Here is a 16,254-nt window from a genome sequence, read left to right as displayed (position 1 = left end):
CGTTTCTCCTTTTCATTGCTGGTCAATTTTGAAAACGGCCATATCAGGAGTAATTATAAATTAACACATTCAAATTTTTGCGCAAGCCAACAATCGTGTGGGCGACTCTATCCGAGTCTCTGGCGGCAAGCCTTGACGCAGGTCAAAAAAAGCCGAAATCTATCGCGCCTTGGGGTGAGCCTTGTCGTAGACCTCCATCAGGCGGTCGATGTTGACATGGGTATACTTCTGGGTGGTGGAAAGGGATGAGTGGCCGAGGAGTTCCTGAATGGCGCGGAGGTCCACCCCTGACTCCAGCAGATGGGTCGCAAAGGTATGACGGAGCGTGTGAGGAGAAACCTTTTTCATGGTGGCGAGATGGAGGATATAGCGATCGATGATCCTGGCAACACTTCGACGGGTCAGTCTGCCGCCGCGGTTGTTAAGGAACAGCGCCCGGTCCGGTCCGGTGGGGGGGAGAGCCTGCAGGTACGATGAGACCGACTTGACGGCATGGCTGCCGACCGGGACGATCCGTTGTTTGCCCCCTTTGCCGAGTACCTTTACCAGGCCTGAGCTGAGGTCGATGCCGGATATGTTTAGCCCGGTCAGCTCGGAAACCCTCAAACCCGAAGAGTAGAGGAGTTCCAGGATTGCCTTGTCGCGCAGCGCCGGGGTCGAGGTTCCGCCGGGGGCCTCGACCAGAGCCGTGACCTCGTCGATGGCCAGGTGATAAGGAACCTTCTTCTCCTTCTTGGGAGTGCTGACCAGTTCCGCAGGGTTTTGGCGCACTGCTCCCTGCCTGATCAGATAACGGTACCAGGATCTTATGGCGGCAAGTTTGCGGCCGATGCTGCTGCGGCTATGCCCTTTCATCAGCTTGGCAAGAAAACGCCTGATCAGGAGGTGGCCGATCTCTCCTGGTGCGGCAGTCTCTCCGAGCTCTCCCCGCACAAATGCCGAGAACTGTTCCAGGTCCGATCGGTAGGCTGCCAGGGTATGGGGGGAGACGTTTTTCTCGGTGTCCAGATAATGACAGAACTGGGCGATCGCGTTCTGCAAAAGGTCACTCCTTTCCCTTGCGCAGATCCACGAACTGCATCAGTTCGTTGATGCGAATCATGGCCAGTCCTTCGCCGATGATCTCCTTGAACTCCACGCCGAAACCGTCGGGATAATCCGGTTTCCTGTTCCGGCCATGGTTGACCCAGATTACCTTTCCGCGGGCAACGGTCATTGCCGGGGAGGTGTCAAGCAGCCTGAATGACAGCACAATCGAATCGCCAACGCTGGGAAGCCATGATGACGCGACATACATCCCCATGTAGCTCAGGTCAAAAGAGGTGCCAGTGATAATGCGCCCTTCGATCTGCACCGCGATTTCCGTCTGAAAGAAGATCCGTTTTCTGCGCCGGTCGATGGCATTAAGAAATCGGCGCGCCTTTTCCAGGAAAAGCCTTCCGTCGACGGGCTTGACAATGAAGTCGTCGCATCCGGCTTTCCAGCTTTGGTCAAGATCGCCATCGTTGCTGGCATTGGTGACAATAATAACAGCCGTTCCGGCAAGGTCCGGGTCACTCTTGATCGCCCGGCAGCAGTCAATGCCATCCATCTTGGGCATGTTTATGTCCATGACGACCAGGGACGGGCGTTCCTGCCGGACAATTTTCAGGGCTTCTTCACCATCCCGCGCAGTGAGGATCTCGACATTTGACTGCTCCAGAAGGCGCTTCTCGATCTCCAGAAAAAGCTGGACATCATCAACCAGAAGAATTTTCGGAATTGCCATCTTCAGACCCCGGAATTTGTCAACTTTATGGAAAGTCTAACAGATATCAATCGTCTTTGCTGCAGGCACGAGCAAATTCTTTGACTGCTCCGCATTTTTCGCCATATAGTGGCAATATGCAAACCTACGTCGTCAGTACAGCCAGAGTTGAAGAGTATCGCGATTCAGCGGTGCGCGCCGGCCTGGATGCGGTCCTGGCTCCCCTGGGGGGGATGGAGAACTTCGTCCACCCCGGCGACCGGGTGCTCATAAAACCGAACCTGCTCTCGGCCAAACATCCCGGCCAGGCCGTAACCACCCACCCGGCACTGGTAAAAGAGGTCATTCTCCTGGTCCGTGAGGCCGGTGGAATTCCATTTGTCGGCGATTCTCCCGGCGTCGGGGGGATACAACGGGTAGCGGAAAAATCGGGCATCATGGAGGTGCTGCGGGAAACCGGCACTGCTTTGGTCGAATTCTCCGCAAGCCGGGAACTGAACGGAAAAGGGGTTTTCAAACGGTTGCCGCTGGCCGTTCCTTATCTCGACGCCGACCGGGTGATTAATCTCCCCAAGCTCAAGACGCACGAGATGATGACGATCACCTGCGGGGTCAAAAACCTTTTCGGCGCCGTGGTCGGTACGGCCAAGGCGGCCTGGCATCTCAAGGCCGGCGCCGATCGGGAACTGTTCGCGCGGCTGCTCGTGGAGATCTACCTGGTCCGCCCTCCGGATCTGACCATTGTCGATGCCGTAACCGCCATGGAGGGAGATGGTCCCGCAAGCGGCGACCCGCGCTTCGTGGGATGCCTGCTGGCAGGAGCAAATCCCCTCGCGGTGGACAAGGTAGCTGCCGACATTGTCGGGATACCCGAAAAACTGCGCTACGTTGAACGGGCTGCGGAAAAAATGGGGCTCCCCGGCGTTGATGCCGCATTCATACGGATTGCCGGGGTAGCGCTTGACGATCTCAGGGTCAAGGGGTTTCGGCTGCCTCATATAACCGATGTCCAGTTCGGCCTCCCCGTCTTCCTGAAAAACCGGCTCAGGAACCACCTGACATCCCGGCCGGTGCCGATCACGGAGAAATGCTCGCTGTGCGGGATCTGCCGGGATACCTGCCCGCCGGGCGCCATCACCATCGACAACGGCCGGCTCAGTGTTGATTACCGCCTTTGCATCAGGTGCTTCTGCTGCCGGGAACTCTGCCCGCATGCAGCGTTTGCGGTCCATGAAGGGGTGCTGCTGAAACTGGTGCAGAGGTGCTTTTAAGCCGGAATTAATTTTGCCGGTTCATTGACATTCCGTAAATCAGGATTATCATATAATTAACCTCAGGAACCGTTCTGAGGGTAGTAAATTCACAGCGAAAGGAGACCTACTGAAAAATGTGGACAACAATCTATATGCTTCGCCCGGTAACCCGCTGTAAAGAGGGTTGCCCTAGTTAGCCCGCCGGTTAAGCGCGGCGGGCGATCCCAAAAGAGGCCCCCTGTTATCAGTACAGGGGGCTTTATTTTTGTCCCGGACGTTACCAGTCTCTGCTACAACCTCCATTTGCCCGCAACTCAGTCAATCTCCGAGCAAAAGTCTCTTTAATGCTGTTTGACCCGTTTCGCAAACCGCTCCGCTAATCGGGCCAGCGACGGGGCATCAGGATAGTTTCTCAACTGTGCCTCCAGCCGTTCGATCCGCTCCCCCAGCGGCGGGTGCGTCGAGAACCAAGACCCTTTCTTGTTGGCGCTCAGCGCTTCGATCTTCTGCAGTTTCTTCAATACGGTGATCAGCCCCCGCGGGTCGTAACCGGTACGGTAGGCTGTTTCCATGGCCGCGGCGTCCGCTTCGAACTCCAACTCCTTGTCCAGCCCCTTGTCGAACAGCACTGTTTGGAGATCGCCGATCATCGATTCGAATTGCTTCCCCTTGTTCCCTTTCATGGTGGCAGCGGTGATGCTGCCGACCCCTTGCAGGAACTGGCTGCGCCGGATGGTGCCGATGGCGTGCTTGCCAGCCACATGTCCCACCTCGTGGGCCAGAACTCCGGCCAGTTCAGCCTCGCTGTCCATGATGCCGATCAGCGCCTTGCTGACGAAGATGATTCCGGCCGGGGCGGCAAAGGCGTTCTGCACCGGGCTGTCGAGTACGGCAAACTCGTAGGGAATGGTGGCGCGCTTGCTGTTGGCGGCAACGGCGTCCCCCACCAGGTTTACGTACTGCTGCAGGTTTTCATTGGCCATCGGCCTGCCGAAGCGCTGCAGGCCTTCCAGGGCGAGAGATTCACCGATGGTCCGCTCGGTCGGATAATCGATCTCCTTGGCGCTGGAAAGCACCTGTGTTGCTCCTGACAGGATTTTCCCCTCTTTGGTATTGGGGTCGACGAACTTCTGCAGCTCGTCGAAAAGCCCGGCCATTGCGGTTCCGGACCAGAGAAACGACATAATCAATGCCGCGGAAACAATCTGTCTCATAAACATCCCCCTACGGCGCAAATTCGCCGATTTTCCCTTCACGCAGGAACGCCTTGAGCTCCTTGGCGGTTACCTTGCGGCCCAGTATCTTATCCAGGTCCTTCCTGAATATCTCGGGGGTACCCCGCTGTTTGGCATACTGGTCAACCTCCGGAGACAGCCCGCGGATACTCCTGGCGCTATCGGCCTTGGCGGTATTGATCTGGCTCTGCTGCATGGTCTCGCCGAAAAGGCCGCCTTCCCCGGTGACCTCGGCTGCCGGAGGCGCATCTGACAACCGGCCGGCATAAACCCACCCCTCCTTCTCATCGGCGGTCCTGACCTTGATCCAGCGGCCTGCCGGCTCGATCACCGACAGTTCCGTCCCCACCGGCAGTGGGCCCAGATCCTCCGCAGATATCGACGCCTCCTTCTTCAGGGTTGTCCCGTCGCTGGAGACCCAGCGCTTTTCCTCAGCCAGCGCGACCGTACCGGCCAGGACCAGCAGCAGGAGGAGCAACGTCACCACTCTTGTGCACATACTTGACCTCCATGCAGCAGTTGCTGCAACAAATCTCATGTAGCAATGATAACGCGTCCGGACCTCTCATGCAAACCGGGCGCTCTCTTTACCGATTATCCTGATGCCGGTATCTGCGGAGGCTTGCGCGGATGTCACCGGAAATCGCCGATCAGGGTAAACGCACCCCAGTAGCCGGGGTGAGGATAGCGGTTCTTTACGTGCAGCATGGCCCGGCGCAGGCTTTCCGCCTTGTCGTTCCGGCTGTATTCGCGGTAGAACTGCTTCATCAGGATGGCGGTGGAGACGTCGCTCACTCGCCAGAGGCTCGACATCAGCGCATGGGTGCCGGCAAAGATGAAGGCTCGGTTCATACCCACCACGTCGTCCCCCTTCCGGATCTCTCCCAGCCCGGTCTGGCAGGCACTCAGCACCACCAGGTCGGCCTTGATCTGCAGGCCGAAGATATCCTCGGCCATCAGCCGTCCGTCCGACTTCTTGTCCGGCGCCAAGCGGATGGCGGAAAAGAGCGGATTGACCGGGTCAAACTCGCCGTGCGAGGCGAGGTGGATGATGCCGAACTCACCGATATGCTCCCGCACCCAGCTCTCTGTGGCCCGCTCCCGGGTGAGGGTGGTCACCGACGGATAGTCCCAGCGCAGGACACCGGCCTCCCGTTCGGCAAACGGCAGGTCGAGTGAGGGGTCACCCAGGTCGGGGTTGCCGATCGCCAGTACCCGCAGGTTCTTGGCGGACTGGCGCCGGGAAAGGGTGTAGCGGAGCACCGAGGTTGCCGGGAGGTAGAAGAGCTGCTGCCGGTCCACCACATAGTCCCGGCCGTCGCTCAGGGTGGCAAAGGAGAGGTAGTGGAGCGGCCCGTGGGGAATGATGCCGAGGGCCTTCATCTCGCCCAGGCCGGCCAGCGGTTTGGCCAGGAGCCGGTCGTAAAGCTCCCGCGACTGCTTCTCCAGCGGCTCCAGGTTCTGCAGCATCCGGCGGTAGCTGCTAATGGATTCGGCCAGTTCCTGTGCAGTAACAGGGAAGATGAACAGACTGGCCTCGTCATGACCGATCCGCCAGCAGAGGAGCCGGTCCGTCAGCTGGTAGTAGGAGAGCAGGATCACTCCCGGTTCCAGCTGTTGCCGGACCTCGGCAAGCTGCACCGGCTGCACCTTCACCAGGGACAGGAGTTCCGGCCGCTGCCGCTCGATTTCCAGCAACAGGTCCTGGTAGTCGGCCTGCAGCCTCTCCAGCGCCGAGCCATAAATTACCTTGTCCTTCGGGTTGGCCTGGGCTGCCAGTGTCTCCTGCTCCAGGATCTTTTCCCGCAGCCGGTTCTGGCGTTCGTACAGCTCCCGGTCCGCAGCCCCGTTCAGGGAGAGCCGCTGGCGGCCGAGGATGTCGATGAGGTTGCGGGCCCGGGAGCGCTCGGCCACGGCGAACGCCTCGTCACCCCGCTGCAGGTCGACCAGCAACCCGACCAGGGCAGCGTAGAGCTCCTGCTTGTTCGCCAGGAACCCGTCTTTGAGCTGGTCGAGGCGGATCTCGGCCCTTAGGTCCTCCACCGTGTTGATGGCCTGGCGAAAGGTGGCTACCGCGGTTTCCATCTCGCCGGCCGCCTGTTGCAGCCGGGCAAGGCCGAAGAGCGCGCGCCACCGTACCTCACGGAGCAGCATGGTATCCGCAGCCTCCAACGCCCGGCGATAGCTGGCCGTGGCTGACGCGGTGTCCTTCAGCGCCGCCTCAGCGTCTCCCCGGGCGAGGAAGATCTTGGCCAGGTTGACCTGGTCGCCGATTGCGCCGGCCAGGGCACCGGCCTCGGTCAGCAGCTGCACGGCCGTTTTCGGGTCACCCATCCGGAGGCGGGTCTGGGCCAGGTTGCGCAGGTCGTAGGCCATGGCCCAGCGCGAGCCGAGCGTGCGGTCGATGGCCAGCGCTTTATCCAGAGTGGCGAGCGCCGCCTGGTAATCGCCGGATTCCCGCTGAACCAGGCCGATGTTGTTCAGGGTGGTGGCCACCTCGTCCCGCCGTACCTCCAGTTTCTCCGCCCGGGAAAGCGCCTCCCGCAGCTCCAGCAGCGCCCTGTGGTTGTCCCCCAGGGTCCACCAGATAAGGCCGCCGGTGTTCCTGGCCATCACCTGCTCCAGCGGCCAGTTCTCACGCTTCGACGCTTTCTCTACCTGCTCCCGCAGGTCGAACGCCTCCTGATAGCGCCCCTGGAACCAGGCGTTGTTGGCCTGCTCCAGCACTATCCGCATTCGGGTGCGCAGTTCCCTGTCCCCAACCATTTTGAGCGCCCGGTCATAGAGGCCGTCCGCTGCCGGGAAGTTCCCCAGCAGCCGCTGACAGCGCCCCCGCTCCAGGAGGGTCTCAGCTTCCAGCCCTTTGTTGCCGGCCCTGCTGTAAATCTCGCCGGCCTTGGCGTAGTACTGCTCTGCCAGGGCGCACTGGTTCAGACGCAGATCATGGAGCCGTCCCAGGTTGCGGTATTGCTCGGCCAGCGGAAGCTCGTCCTTCAGGGTCCGGCGGATGCCGGCCGCTTCTTCGAAGAGGGAGCGGGCTGTCGGGTATTCCACCGCATTTTCCATCACCACGCCGAAATCGGCCAGCGCCCCTGCCTGCTCCTTGGCCAAGCCGAGATCGGCGAAGATGGCGACCGCCTCTTTGAGCGAGACAGCCGCCTCAATGAACCGCTCGGCCCGCCCCTGCAGGAGTCCGAGTCGCAAGAAAGCATCGGCGTGGTCCGCCGAATAAGGCTTCTCCTTTGCCACCAGCTGCAAAAGCGCTGTTGCGTGCAGGATGGCCCGTTCCGTATCGCCGGCGGCATAGGCGCTCTCCCGGGCATAACGGTGCAGGACGGCCCGTTGCTTGGCCAGGTCAACGTTTTCGTCGGCAATGGCCAGGGCGTTCTCGAACAGCGCCAGTGCTTCGGTGTAACGATGGCTGTTATGGGCCTGCACCCCTTCCTTGCCGAACGTCATGAACTGCCTTTTGCCGACCCGGGCCGCTTCGGCGGCATCGGGGCCGGTGTCGCCAACCAGCAGCCAGCCGGCCGGGAGGGTTGCCCGCGCAGTTCCGACTGCCCCGGTCCCATAGGCGGCAACAAACTGCGGCGGCACCGAGCTTGACCGGTCAGACAGCAGCAGTGACGGAACCCCTGCCAGCGTCAGCAAATGACCGAGGCCGTAAGCAGCTTCAACGCCGGCCTGCGGAGCGATCACCAGGGAGAGGCCGTTCGCGGCAGCAAAATCCAGCAGCGGCCGGCGAACGCCATTCGTCTCTTCCCAGAGAGGAGCCTGGGTCTCGCCTTGTCCCGGCTCTGACGGCACCCGGGGAAGCAGTCCGGCCCGTCCCGGCAGGATCATCGTATGGGCAAACGCCAGCCGCTCTTCCGGCCGCTCCGGCGCTAGTTTCGTGAAGTTCGCGCCTGTCGGCCACCAGCCGGCCGGGTCAAGGACCTGTCGCCGGAAGGGGCGCCGCTCCTCCAGCGTCCGGAGCAGCTGGGTAGCGCTAAGCCCCCATCCCGCCACCGGCGTGTTGCCGAACTGCTGCGGCTCCTCATAGGCAGCCAGTACCGGCGGGACTGCGGCCAGCCGCGTCGTCAACCCGGCCATGTCCACGGTCTCCGCCCGGACCCCAGGCTTCCCGCCGACAGTGAAGAGGAGCCAGCGTTGCTCATCCAGAGGGGTGAAGCGGAGGATGGTCCGTCCGGGCATCATTTCCAGGATGTCGACCGCTTCGGCCGGCTGCGGTGTCACGGCCCTGCAGAGGCGTCCTTCCGTGCCGGCGATGCACGCTTTGTGATAGCTGCGCTGCAGATCGAGGAACCGCTGCCGAGCGGCAGCTTCGGCTTCCGGCATGGCACTGGTTTCCGCTCCCGCCTGCAAGGCCGCGGCGGCAGCAGCCAACCGTATGAGCCCCGCACCGGTACGGCGATAGAACGGCGGCAACCGCTCCAGATCCTTACCGAGGAGGTCGTCTACCAGGGTCTGCTCCTGTCTCTGCCGCAGTTCCAGGTATTCCCGGTCAACGGCGGCAGCTCCGGCGAGCCGGCCATTCAGCCGGTCCAGCTCAGCCAGGTGCGGCGCTACTGCTGCCAGGACTCCCAGCACAGCCGGATCGTCCAAGGCGAGGAGGCTCTTGCCGATGATATGCACCCGTTCCAGCTCGCTCAGCCACTCCAGCAGGGCAAACCCCTGTTCCGGGTCAGATGCGGCCAGCTCTGCCAGCCGTGGGGCGAACCGCTCCCGGATCTCCCCGAGTGTTACACCGTAGGCGGCCGGGGACAACCGTTCCAGCTCCTGCAGCGCCTCTTCGTAACGCCCCAGCCCTGCCAGAGCCCTCCAAACGTAGCCGTCGACCCGGCCCGACCGGGCGTCGTCAAGGGCCGTCTTCCGTGCCGTCTCTGCGACATCGGCAAGCCTGAGCCCTGTCAGTACCGTCCCCTTGTTCAGGTGGGCGGCTGAGCGGAGCAGGAGTCGGTCGCGCTCGCTTCCCTCTTCGCGGTTCTTCGCTGCTGCCAGCGCCCGGTCCCACTGTTCGATCGCTCGGTACAAAAGAGCCTGCCGGCTGATATCGTCCGGTTGGCTGTTAGCCCGGCGGCTGAGAATGACTCCCACGTCGTTGTGGTAGCGGGCCAGGGCCAGAGGGGGGAGGGTGTTGCGGTATGAGTTCGCCAGTTGCGTCGTCTCTGCTTCCAGCTTGAGGAAATCGGCCACCTGGTCAGCGGCTCTGGTGTCAGCCGTCAGCTCGCCCCAGTTCACCAGGTTCAGCATGGCGCTGACCGGATTACCGGCTTGCAGGGAGAGCAGGGTGGAGCGGCGGAAACCGGCAGCAGACTCGATGCGGTCATTCAGGGCATACGCGACGTGGGCGGTGCGGTGGGTGAGGAGCCCGACCCCATAGAGGTCGCGGACGTTGATCCGGCTGTTCTCCTCCGGGTAGCGCTCCAGCTGACGCTTGAGGAGTTCGCCGGCTGCAGCCGGCTCGCCCAGTTCGGACAGGATTCGTGCCAGGTAGGTCTCTGCCAGCCGCTCCTCCTGCACAGCTGAGAAGCCGTAGGCCGCCTGGGTGCTCCCGCCCTTGTCCAGCGCCACGGTGGCAGCGATGGTGATGAGCCCGCTTCCCCGGGAGGCGGCTTTCTTCATCTGCGGCGGGTAGAGCTTGATCAGGGAGAGCTGTTCTCGGAAGCCGTCCCTTGCCAGGCTCAGGAGCCGCAACCGCTCCTCTCCCGAGACGGTTTGCGCTTCACGGTAGGCGGCGATGCTCGCCGAGCGGCGGTTTGCCGCCAGGTTAGCGGTACGGCCGAGCCCCTTGTTCAGTCCAAAGGCGGTGTCGAACTGTCCACGGGCCGGGCCGAAACGTTCCGCCTCAAGAAGGGCCAGACCCAAACGGTCGTGCAGCTCCGCAGCGGTTTCCACCAGGCGCGGAACATCGGCGAGACTCTCTTCAGCCCGTTTCAGGAGCGCCTGCAATTCGACTCCGCTGCGGGCCATCGCCTCCCGGTGCCATGACGCCGCATTGTCAAGCAGGCCGCGCTCTCTCTTGAGCTGCTGGCGCAGGGCCTCGGCGAAGCGGTCCCAGCCGACGGAGGGTGGCGCCTCCGGTACGGAGCTGCCGAGTCGCTCCAGTTCGGCGTTGATATCCTGCTGCTCCTGCAGCGCTTTCTCTGCCGCTCCGCTCAGCAGCTTATCCTGAAACAGCCGCTCCATGATCCGACGGGTCAACCTGCCGGAGAGTTCCAGCGGGAGCGCCGGTTTGATCCGGCTTTCAGCCAGTTGCAGCGCCCGGGTGTAGCCGGTGATCGGTTCCTCTTTTTCCCGCATCTGGAAGGCCACGGCAGCATAGCGCTGCAGAAAGATCAGCTCCGTCTCCGGGTTGTCGAACGGGATGGCGGCGGCGAGCCTGCGGCGGTAATGGTTCCAGGCAGTGGCGTTGCTGCCGAGGAGATAGGCGATGTTGCCGATGTTGAGGTCCAGGTTGGCGCGGTTCTCCGGGTTCTCACGGCCACGGTTGAGTAGCCAGGCCCGGCGGTATAACTGCATCGCCCGTTCCAGCCCGCCCCGCTCGCCCTGCACGGTCTCCATCACCTCAGCAATGTAGCCCCGGGTCTGGGGCGGGTATTCGGATTCGGGCATCCGATCGGCAGCCCTGGCAATCCGCTGGTCCGCAGCGGCAAGATGCTCCTGTCCCGGCAGGTAGGTTTCGGTCAGCCCAGACGCATAGAGGAGCACCGGATCGTCAGGATAGCGTTGCAAGAGGCGGTTGTACAGCCCGAGCAGCTCCTCTGCCTGCCCCTGGGAGGCGACGGACTTGATGTAACCGCGATGGGCCTCGATGCTGCGGCCGTCGTAGCGGATCAGGTCGAGGAAGGCCGCCCGCGCTGCCGCTACCTCGCCGGTACGATACAGGTTTTCGCCTGCGGCCAGAGTCTTGCGGATGTAGGCTGCCCTGGCCAGGCCATAGAGCGGCGCGTCCTCGGCCTGGCCGGCCATCTCCTGTTCGTAGAGCGCTGTCGCCTCGGCGTACCGCTCCTCACGGTAGAGGATCTCGGCCAGGGCAAAACGGGCCGCGGCCGTCGGAGTGGGGAGCGGAGGGAATTTCTCCAGCACGGTGCGGTAAGCGTCCTTGGCCTTGGCCCATTCGTTGTCACGAAAGGCGAGATCGCCGATCCGGTTCCAGGCGCCCATGGCGAGCCGGGGGAGTTCGGTGCGATACCGCTCTCCAAGGGCGGCGTAGCCGGACTGACCTGCAGCCTCAACGGTGACGAGCTGGTCCAGAATGGCGGTAATGGCGGACTCGGCCCACTCCTCCTGGTCGTCATAGTCGCGGGCTACCGTCACCAGGGCAGTCAGCGCTCCTTCACCCTTCTCAAGCCTGGCCAGAAGCGCCGCCCGCCGGTAGGCGGCCTCTGCCAGCAGCAGCCGGGACGCGTCGGTCACGGCCTTTGCCTGCTCCAGAAGGCCGATGGCAGTCAGCTGGTCCCGTGCTCCGCTACCAAAGTCGGTCAGGAGCCGCCCTGCGTCGATGAAGGCGCGGGCCGCAGCGTCGCCACTCTTGTTTCCGGCTGCAGAAGCCATTGCTTGTTGCGCTTCGCCGATCAGCCTGGTGCGGATACCAGCATCCCGCTCTCCTGCGCAGCGCTTGGCCGTCGCGACACGGAGCCGGGCGATCTCCGCCAGCGCCGCTTCCTGCGGGAATGCACTCGAACGCCTGGTCACGGCGGTATAGGCCGCGACCGCTCCGTCAGGATCATTGTCGCTTTCCAGAAGCCTTCCCAGGGCAATGCCGGCCAGCGCCCCTTGCCGGGAGGGAGCCTCTTCCATAGCCAGTACCCTCCAGGCAGCGAGCCGGGCATGGGGGAGATCGGGCGGCTGGCGGTTGATGATCCGCTGGGCCAGTTCCCACTGGGCAGTCACGCTTCTCTGCTGCGGGATCTCTCCGCTGGCGGGTAGCGACAGGAGCTGGCCTCCGCTCCCCTGTCCCCCCACGAAGAGAAAACTGTCTCCAGCCGGGAGCGGGGCCACTGCGGACAGGGTCCCGGCTGTGAGGGGGAAGAGGGCCGGCCGTCCGTCGTCGCCGGTCCGGTCGAGGTGGAGACGGAAGATCTGGCCGGCCGCCCCTTCGCCAGTAGCGGCGAATCGGGTGAAGAGGAGTGCGCCGTCCCCTTCCCAGACCGGGTAGAGGTCGCGGTCGGCGCCGGCGGTGAGCTGCTGCCGTTCGCCGGTCCGTTCGTTCCAGAGCCAGAGGTCGCCGCCCGGGTCGTCCGCCCGGGAGACCAGCACCCACCTGGCCCCGTCAGGAGCTGGCGCGCTAAATCCGGCGTCGATACCAACCGGCAGCACGCTGCTTTTGCCGGTACGGTAGTCGAGCCGCACCAGCTCCCGCCTGTCTACGCCGGGGAGCTGCCGCTGATAGACAAGGGCTGCGCCGTCGATAGTAAAGACCGGCGCGTCGTCAGCCGATTCCGGGCCGGTGAGTCGTTGCGGCTCCCGGTCGCTTTTGGCGAGATCGAAAAGCCAGATATCACCCTTCACGTCATCACGGGCGTCGCTAAAGGCGAGCAGGGTGCCGTTATTGTTGAGGGCCGGTGTGGTGAGCCGTACCGGGCTGGTCAGGAGCAGCCGCGGCAGTTCAGGGGAGTTGCCGGTCGGCTGCAGCCAGAGTTCGTCCCCTTCGTCCCCCTTTTCCACGGTGGCGATCCAGCGGCCGTCGCCGGACCTGGTGGCGTAGATAACCGAACGGGAGGTAAAGATGACCGGCCGGGGGGCGATTTCGGGACGGGATCTTGGCGCGGGACGCGGCGCTGCCGGTGCCAGGAGGTCATCTCCCAGTGTCGTGGCCTGGGAAACGCCGCTTCCAAGCAGGAGCAGGGCCGCCAGCAATGAGTGCAGGATCGGCCGGCTCATCGGCTCCCCCAGCTGCCGTCATCCGCCTGGACCTTGGTGCCCGGCGTGCTGTTCTGCCGGTTGATGCCGGCAAAAACCTTCCGGATTGCCGGGAGGTCCTTGCTGGTGAAGTTCTCGTTGGTCTGTATCACCCGCTGCATCAGCACCTCGCGGGACTGGTTCACCTCTTCGATGACCTGGCTGAATTCGGCGTCGTTGTAAAGGGTGGCGAAATCTTTCAGGTCAGCGGGTAGAGTCTTCGGGATCTCCCGGGGGAACGGAGCGATCAGCCCCTCCCGGTTCTCGCCGACCCAGCCGAGCCGTTTGAACGACTCCAGGTCGTCGGCGTGGAAGGCGATGGTCTCCAGCGCCCGAACCGCATCCTGCTGCTCAGGCGAGCGGCGCGGCGGCGTCTCGATCCTGCCGGTGGGGGAGACCCCCCGCACCGAGGCGACCAGCAGCAACTCCTCGTTCAGGCTGTTGTAGGTACCGAGCACCTGGTTCTCCAGCGAGGTCCGCTCGCTGACCACGTTCACGTCCACCTTGGCCAGGGTGCACCCGCTCAGCGCCAGTATTACAGCCAGCCATCGCCAGAAACTCATTGCGTTATTCATTGTTCCTCCTGACCAGGGAAATCTTTCCCTCCGGTCCCACCAGCAGTGTATCCGACCGCACCAGGTCCAGCGTCTTGCGTAATGCCGTCACCTGGGAGACTGTCTTTGCCATCTGTTTGCTGATCGGCAGATCGGCGAGCCGAATCCGCTCCACCGGCGGAAGGGTGATATTAACCCCTTTTACCCGGACCTCGCCCTCCAGGCTGAACGACCCGTCCAGGGTGCCCGCCCGAAGCCAGTTCAGGTTGCCGTTCCGCAGCAGTTTCCGTTGCGACACCAGCTGCTCGTTCCGCTCGTATGGATCAAGGCTGAAGAGCGCCCGTTCCAGCGTATCCCGGCCGATCCGGCGCAGGTTAAGCCGCATTTTGAGCCCCTCCAGCAGCGCCCGCTGTCCGGTCGCCAGCGGGGCGTCCAGGGAAATCTCGCCGGTGACGGCCGTTTCCTGCTTTTGTGTGCGGCTCTCCTGTCTGACTTCGGGCGGCAGCAGCATGAAGGTCTCCAGATTGGAGAAGGAGCAGGCAGCGGAGACTGCCGGCACCTCCGGCCTCAGGTCGATCATCCCCCGCAGCCGTATGGTCCCTCCCAGCGTCTCTGCCTGAAAGAAGCTCAGCCCCATCTCCTCGGGTGTCAGCAGCAGATCCCCTTCCAGGGCGGTTAGCTCCAGCGGGGTCTTGCCGTTGCCGGCGACCAGCCGGCGGATCGTGAACCGGCGGCTGTCGTGCTCCTGTCCCCGCAGGTCCTCCCTGACCCTGTTTGTCAGCTCCGTTGCTCCGGCCGACCCGCTCTGCTCCGGCAGCGGCCGTACCAGGGACGCGGAGAGCGGCGTCCAGCCGGTCTCCTTCCCCCGGGCCAGGGCGTAGTCCCGTTCAAAAAGCAGATCAGCGGTCATTCCCTCTATTGTCGTGCCGTTTTTCAGCCTGAGGCCGAAGTCGCGGGTCGCTGCAGTGGCGTGGACCCGCAGGCCGCGTCCGGCAGTGAGGTTCAGCCGCAGGCCGGCGTTTCCTTTGCCTGAGAGTTCCATCCCTCCCGGAATCGGGGTCAACTTAGCAGGGAAACCGGCTGCCGCCTCGGTAATGATCGTAGCGTCGAGCCTCTGCAGTAACGCCGCTGTGGTTATGCTCTCCTGTTCCAGCAGGCTGTCGAGCCGGCCGATCGCTACATCTGCGCGCTGGGAGAGCCCGAGCGGCTGGATCTTGAATTGCTCGCGCAGCTTGAGACTCTGCCAGTCGCTCAGCTCACCGTCAAAGGAGAGTGTCCCGCTCTGCGCCGGCAGCGTTGCGCCCGCACCGGGGAGACCGCTCAGCCTTGCAAAAGCGAGCTCCCCTTCAAGCCGGAGCTTTCCGTCTTTCCCCGGCAGTGCCAGCCGGACCGGCCTGGGGGTGCGCAGTTCAGCTAAAGTGAGCTTGCCGTTGGCGAGCGGCCAGGTGATCGCCCGGTTCGCCAGGGTCATGGTCAGCTCGCCGCGATCGATCAGTCCCAGGCTAGACCTGGCCATGCGAAGCGGATTCTTCTCCTTTGCCTGAGGTTTCTGCCCGGCCAGGGCGGCCAGATTCCAGGTCAGGGTGGTGATGCCGCCGCAGGCAACCCCTTTGGGAAGAAACGGCGCGGCCAGGGGTAGGGCCCGGTCCAGGTCGATCCTGAGAGTGCCGTCGGTGACGGCTTGCTGGCCGGGGGAGAGTGCGCCGGTGGCCGAGAGCTGCACGGCTCCGCCTGCCGTGACCGTACCCGAGGCATGTTCCACAGACGGTCGCGCCCCTTTAGCCGCCGGCAACCGGATATTGGTGGCGGTCAGGACCGCAGTGAGCGGCAGCGGCCGGAGTTTTTTCCCGCCAGCGATCCCCTGCAGGGCCGCAAGAGTAAACTTCATTTCCGGCCGGGTCATCTCGATCTCGCCGTTATCCCGTAAATAAACCTGGGCGGTGAGCTGTTCATGAAGGGCATCGACGGCCAGCGTACGCTCTAGACTGAGACGCTGCAGATCGAACGACTGGCGCAGGTCAATCTTTGCGGAAATCTTGCGCGGCGACCGGCTCTTGAGATTCAACTCCTTCACCGCGACCTGCAGACCGCCGCTCATTCCGTCCGCCACGACCGGCTGCTTTCCGGCAACGCTGCAGCGCTGCGACGCCCAGGATAGCTGAGCATCGATCCTGGATGGCTGCATGGCCTCAAGCGGCAGAGTGGCCTTCTCTACCGCAACGTTCACTCCGGTGGCGGTCAGCTCTCCTTGTGCCAGGGGGAGCCGTAGCCGGGTAAGGTCGAGTCCCAGCCCGCTAAGCGTGATTTCACCCCGGGTGCGCCCCTGCAACCGGGCTTCCAGCTGCTGCAACCGGAGTTCTCCCGCCAGTTCACGGATCGGCAACGGTCGCGCCAGCAGAGGCGCGGCCAATGCCAGCCCCTGCCTGAGGTCGATCCGGACCGGACCGAGTCTTGCCGCAAGGTTCCGGTCCCGGCTTGCCGGCCGGTCCACGGTCGCCTCCCATGAGGCATCCAGCAACGTGCCGGCAGTAAGCCTGCCATCGGTGAAGCGCACCTGCTGC

General features: G+C 63.4%; 8 protein-coding genes. 1 reads left to right on the top strand and 7 read right to left on the bottom strand.

Annotation, left to right across the window (positions count from 1 at the left end; genetic code table 11):
- Window positions 1-159: 159 nt before the first annotated feature.
- Window positions 160-1,041 carry a tyrosine recombinase XerC gene (xerC, locus tag OR1_RS10375; RefSeq protein WP_041971763.1) on the bottom strand — a complete coding sequence of 294 codons (882 nt, stop codon included), beginning with the start codon at window positions 1,039-1,041 and terminating at the stop codon, window positions 160-162.
- A 4-nt stretch (window positions 1,042-1,045) separates the two neighbouring features.
- Window positions 1,046-1,768 (bottom strand): response regulator, encoded by a 723-nt coding sequence (locus tag OR1_RS10370; protein ID WP_041971761.1) that lies wholly within the window; start codon window positions 1,766-1,768, stop codon window positions 1,046-1,048.
- Between the two features lie 116 nt (window positions 1,769-1,884).
- Here OR1_RS10370 and OR1_RS10365 point away from each other — a divergent pair, with 116 nt between their 5' ends.
- The gene (locus OR1_RS10365) at window positions 1,885-3,018 is read left to right on the top strand and encodes a DUF362 domain-containing protein (protein ID WP_041971760.1); all 1,134 of its coding nucleotides are present in this window, start codon (window positions 1,885-1,887) and stop codon (window positions 3,016-3,018) included.
- A 323-nt stretch (window positions 3,019-3,341) separates the two neighbouring features.
- On the opposite strand, the gene OR1_RS10360 is transcribed toward OR1_RS10365, so the two are convergent.
- The 5 genes from OR1_RS10360 to OR1_RS10340 all read right to left on the bottom strand — a co-directional run bounded on the left by OR1_RS10360 (window position 3,342) and on the right by OR1_RS10340 (window position 16,247).
- On the bottom strand, window positions 3,342-4,214 hold the full coding sequence (locus OR1_RS10360) for a M48 family metalloprotease (RefSeq protein WP_041971759.1): 873 nt from the start codon (window positions 4,212-4,214) through the stop codon (window positions 3,342-3,344).
- 10 nt (window positions 4,215-4,224) lie between these two features.
- The gene (locus tag OR1_RS10355) at window positions 4,225-4,734 is read right to left on the bottom strand and encodes an SH3 domain-containing protein (RefSeq protein ID WP_041971757.1); all 510 of its coding nucleotides are present in this window, start codon (window positions 4,732-4,734) and stop codon (window positions 4,225-4,227) included.
- A gap of 134 nt (window positions 4,735-4,868) precedes the next feature.
- Window positions 4,869-13,121 (bottom strand): CHAT domain-containing protein, encoded by an 8,253-nt coding sequence (locus OR1_RS10350; RefSeq protein ID WP_041971756.1) that lies wholly within the window; start codon window positions 13,119-13,121, stop codon window positions 4,869-4,871.
- On the bottom strand, window positions 13,118-13,714 hold the full coding sequence (locus OR1_RS10345; protein WP_041971755.1) for a DUF1318 domain-containing protein: 597 nt from the start codon (window positions 13,712-13,714) through the stop codon (window positions 13,118-13,120). Before OR1_RS10345 ends, OR1_RS10350 begins: the two co-directional genes overlap by 4 nt.
- Window positions 13,707-16,247 carry a hypothetical protein gene (locus tag OR1_RS10340; RefSeq protein WP_052440376.1) on the bottom strand — a complete coding sequence of 847 codons (2,541 nt, stop codon included), beginning with the start codon at window positions 16,245-16,247 and terminating at the stop codon, window positions 13,707-13,709. Before OR1_RS10340 ends, OR1_RS10345 begins: the two co-directional genes overlap by 8 nt.
- Between the last annotated feature and the right edge of the window lie 7 nt (window positions 16,248-16,254).

This window comes from Geobacter sp. OR-1 (assembly GCF_000813145.1).
Classification (GTDB): Bacteria; Desulfobacterota; Desulfuromonadia; order Geobacterales; family DSM-12255; genus Geoanaerobacter.
This window is presented reverse-complemented; position numbering and strand designations above follow the sequence as displayed.

Bases quoted from the DNA above. Each gene is read 5' to 3' on its own strand.
- OR1_RS10370 (WP_041971761.1), bottom strand. From the start codon at position 1,768: ATGGCAATTCCGAAAATTCTTCTGGTTGATGATGTCCAGCTTTTTCTG.
- OR1_RS10365 (WP_041971760.1), top strand. From the start codon at position 1,885: ATGCAAACCTACGTCGTCAGTACAGCCAGAGTTGAAGAGTATCGCGAT.
- OR1_RS10360 (WP_041971759.1), bottom strand. From the start codon at position 4,214: ATGAGACAGATTGTTTCCGCGGCATTGATTATGTCGTTTCTCTGGTCC.
- OR1_RS10355 (WP_041971757.1), bottom strand. From the start codon at position 4,734: ATGTGCACAAGAGTGGTGACGTTGCTCCTCCTGCTGCTGGTCCTGGCC.
- OR1_RS10350 (WP_041971756.1), bottom strand. From the start codon at position 13,121: ATGAGCCGGCCGATCCTGCACTCATTGCTGGCGGCCCTGCTCCTGCTT.
- OR1_RS10345 (WP_041971755.1), bottom strand. From the start codon at position 13,714: ATGAATAACGCAATGAGTTTCTGGCGATGGCTGGCTGTAATACTGGCG.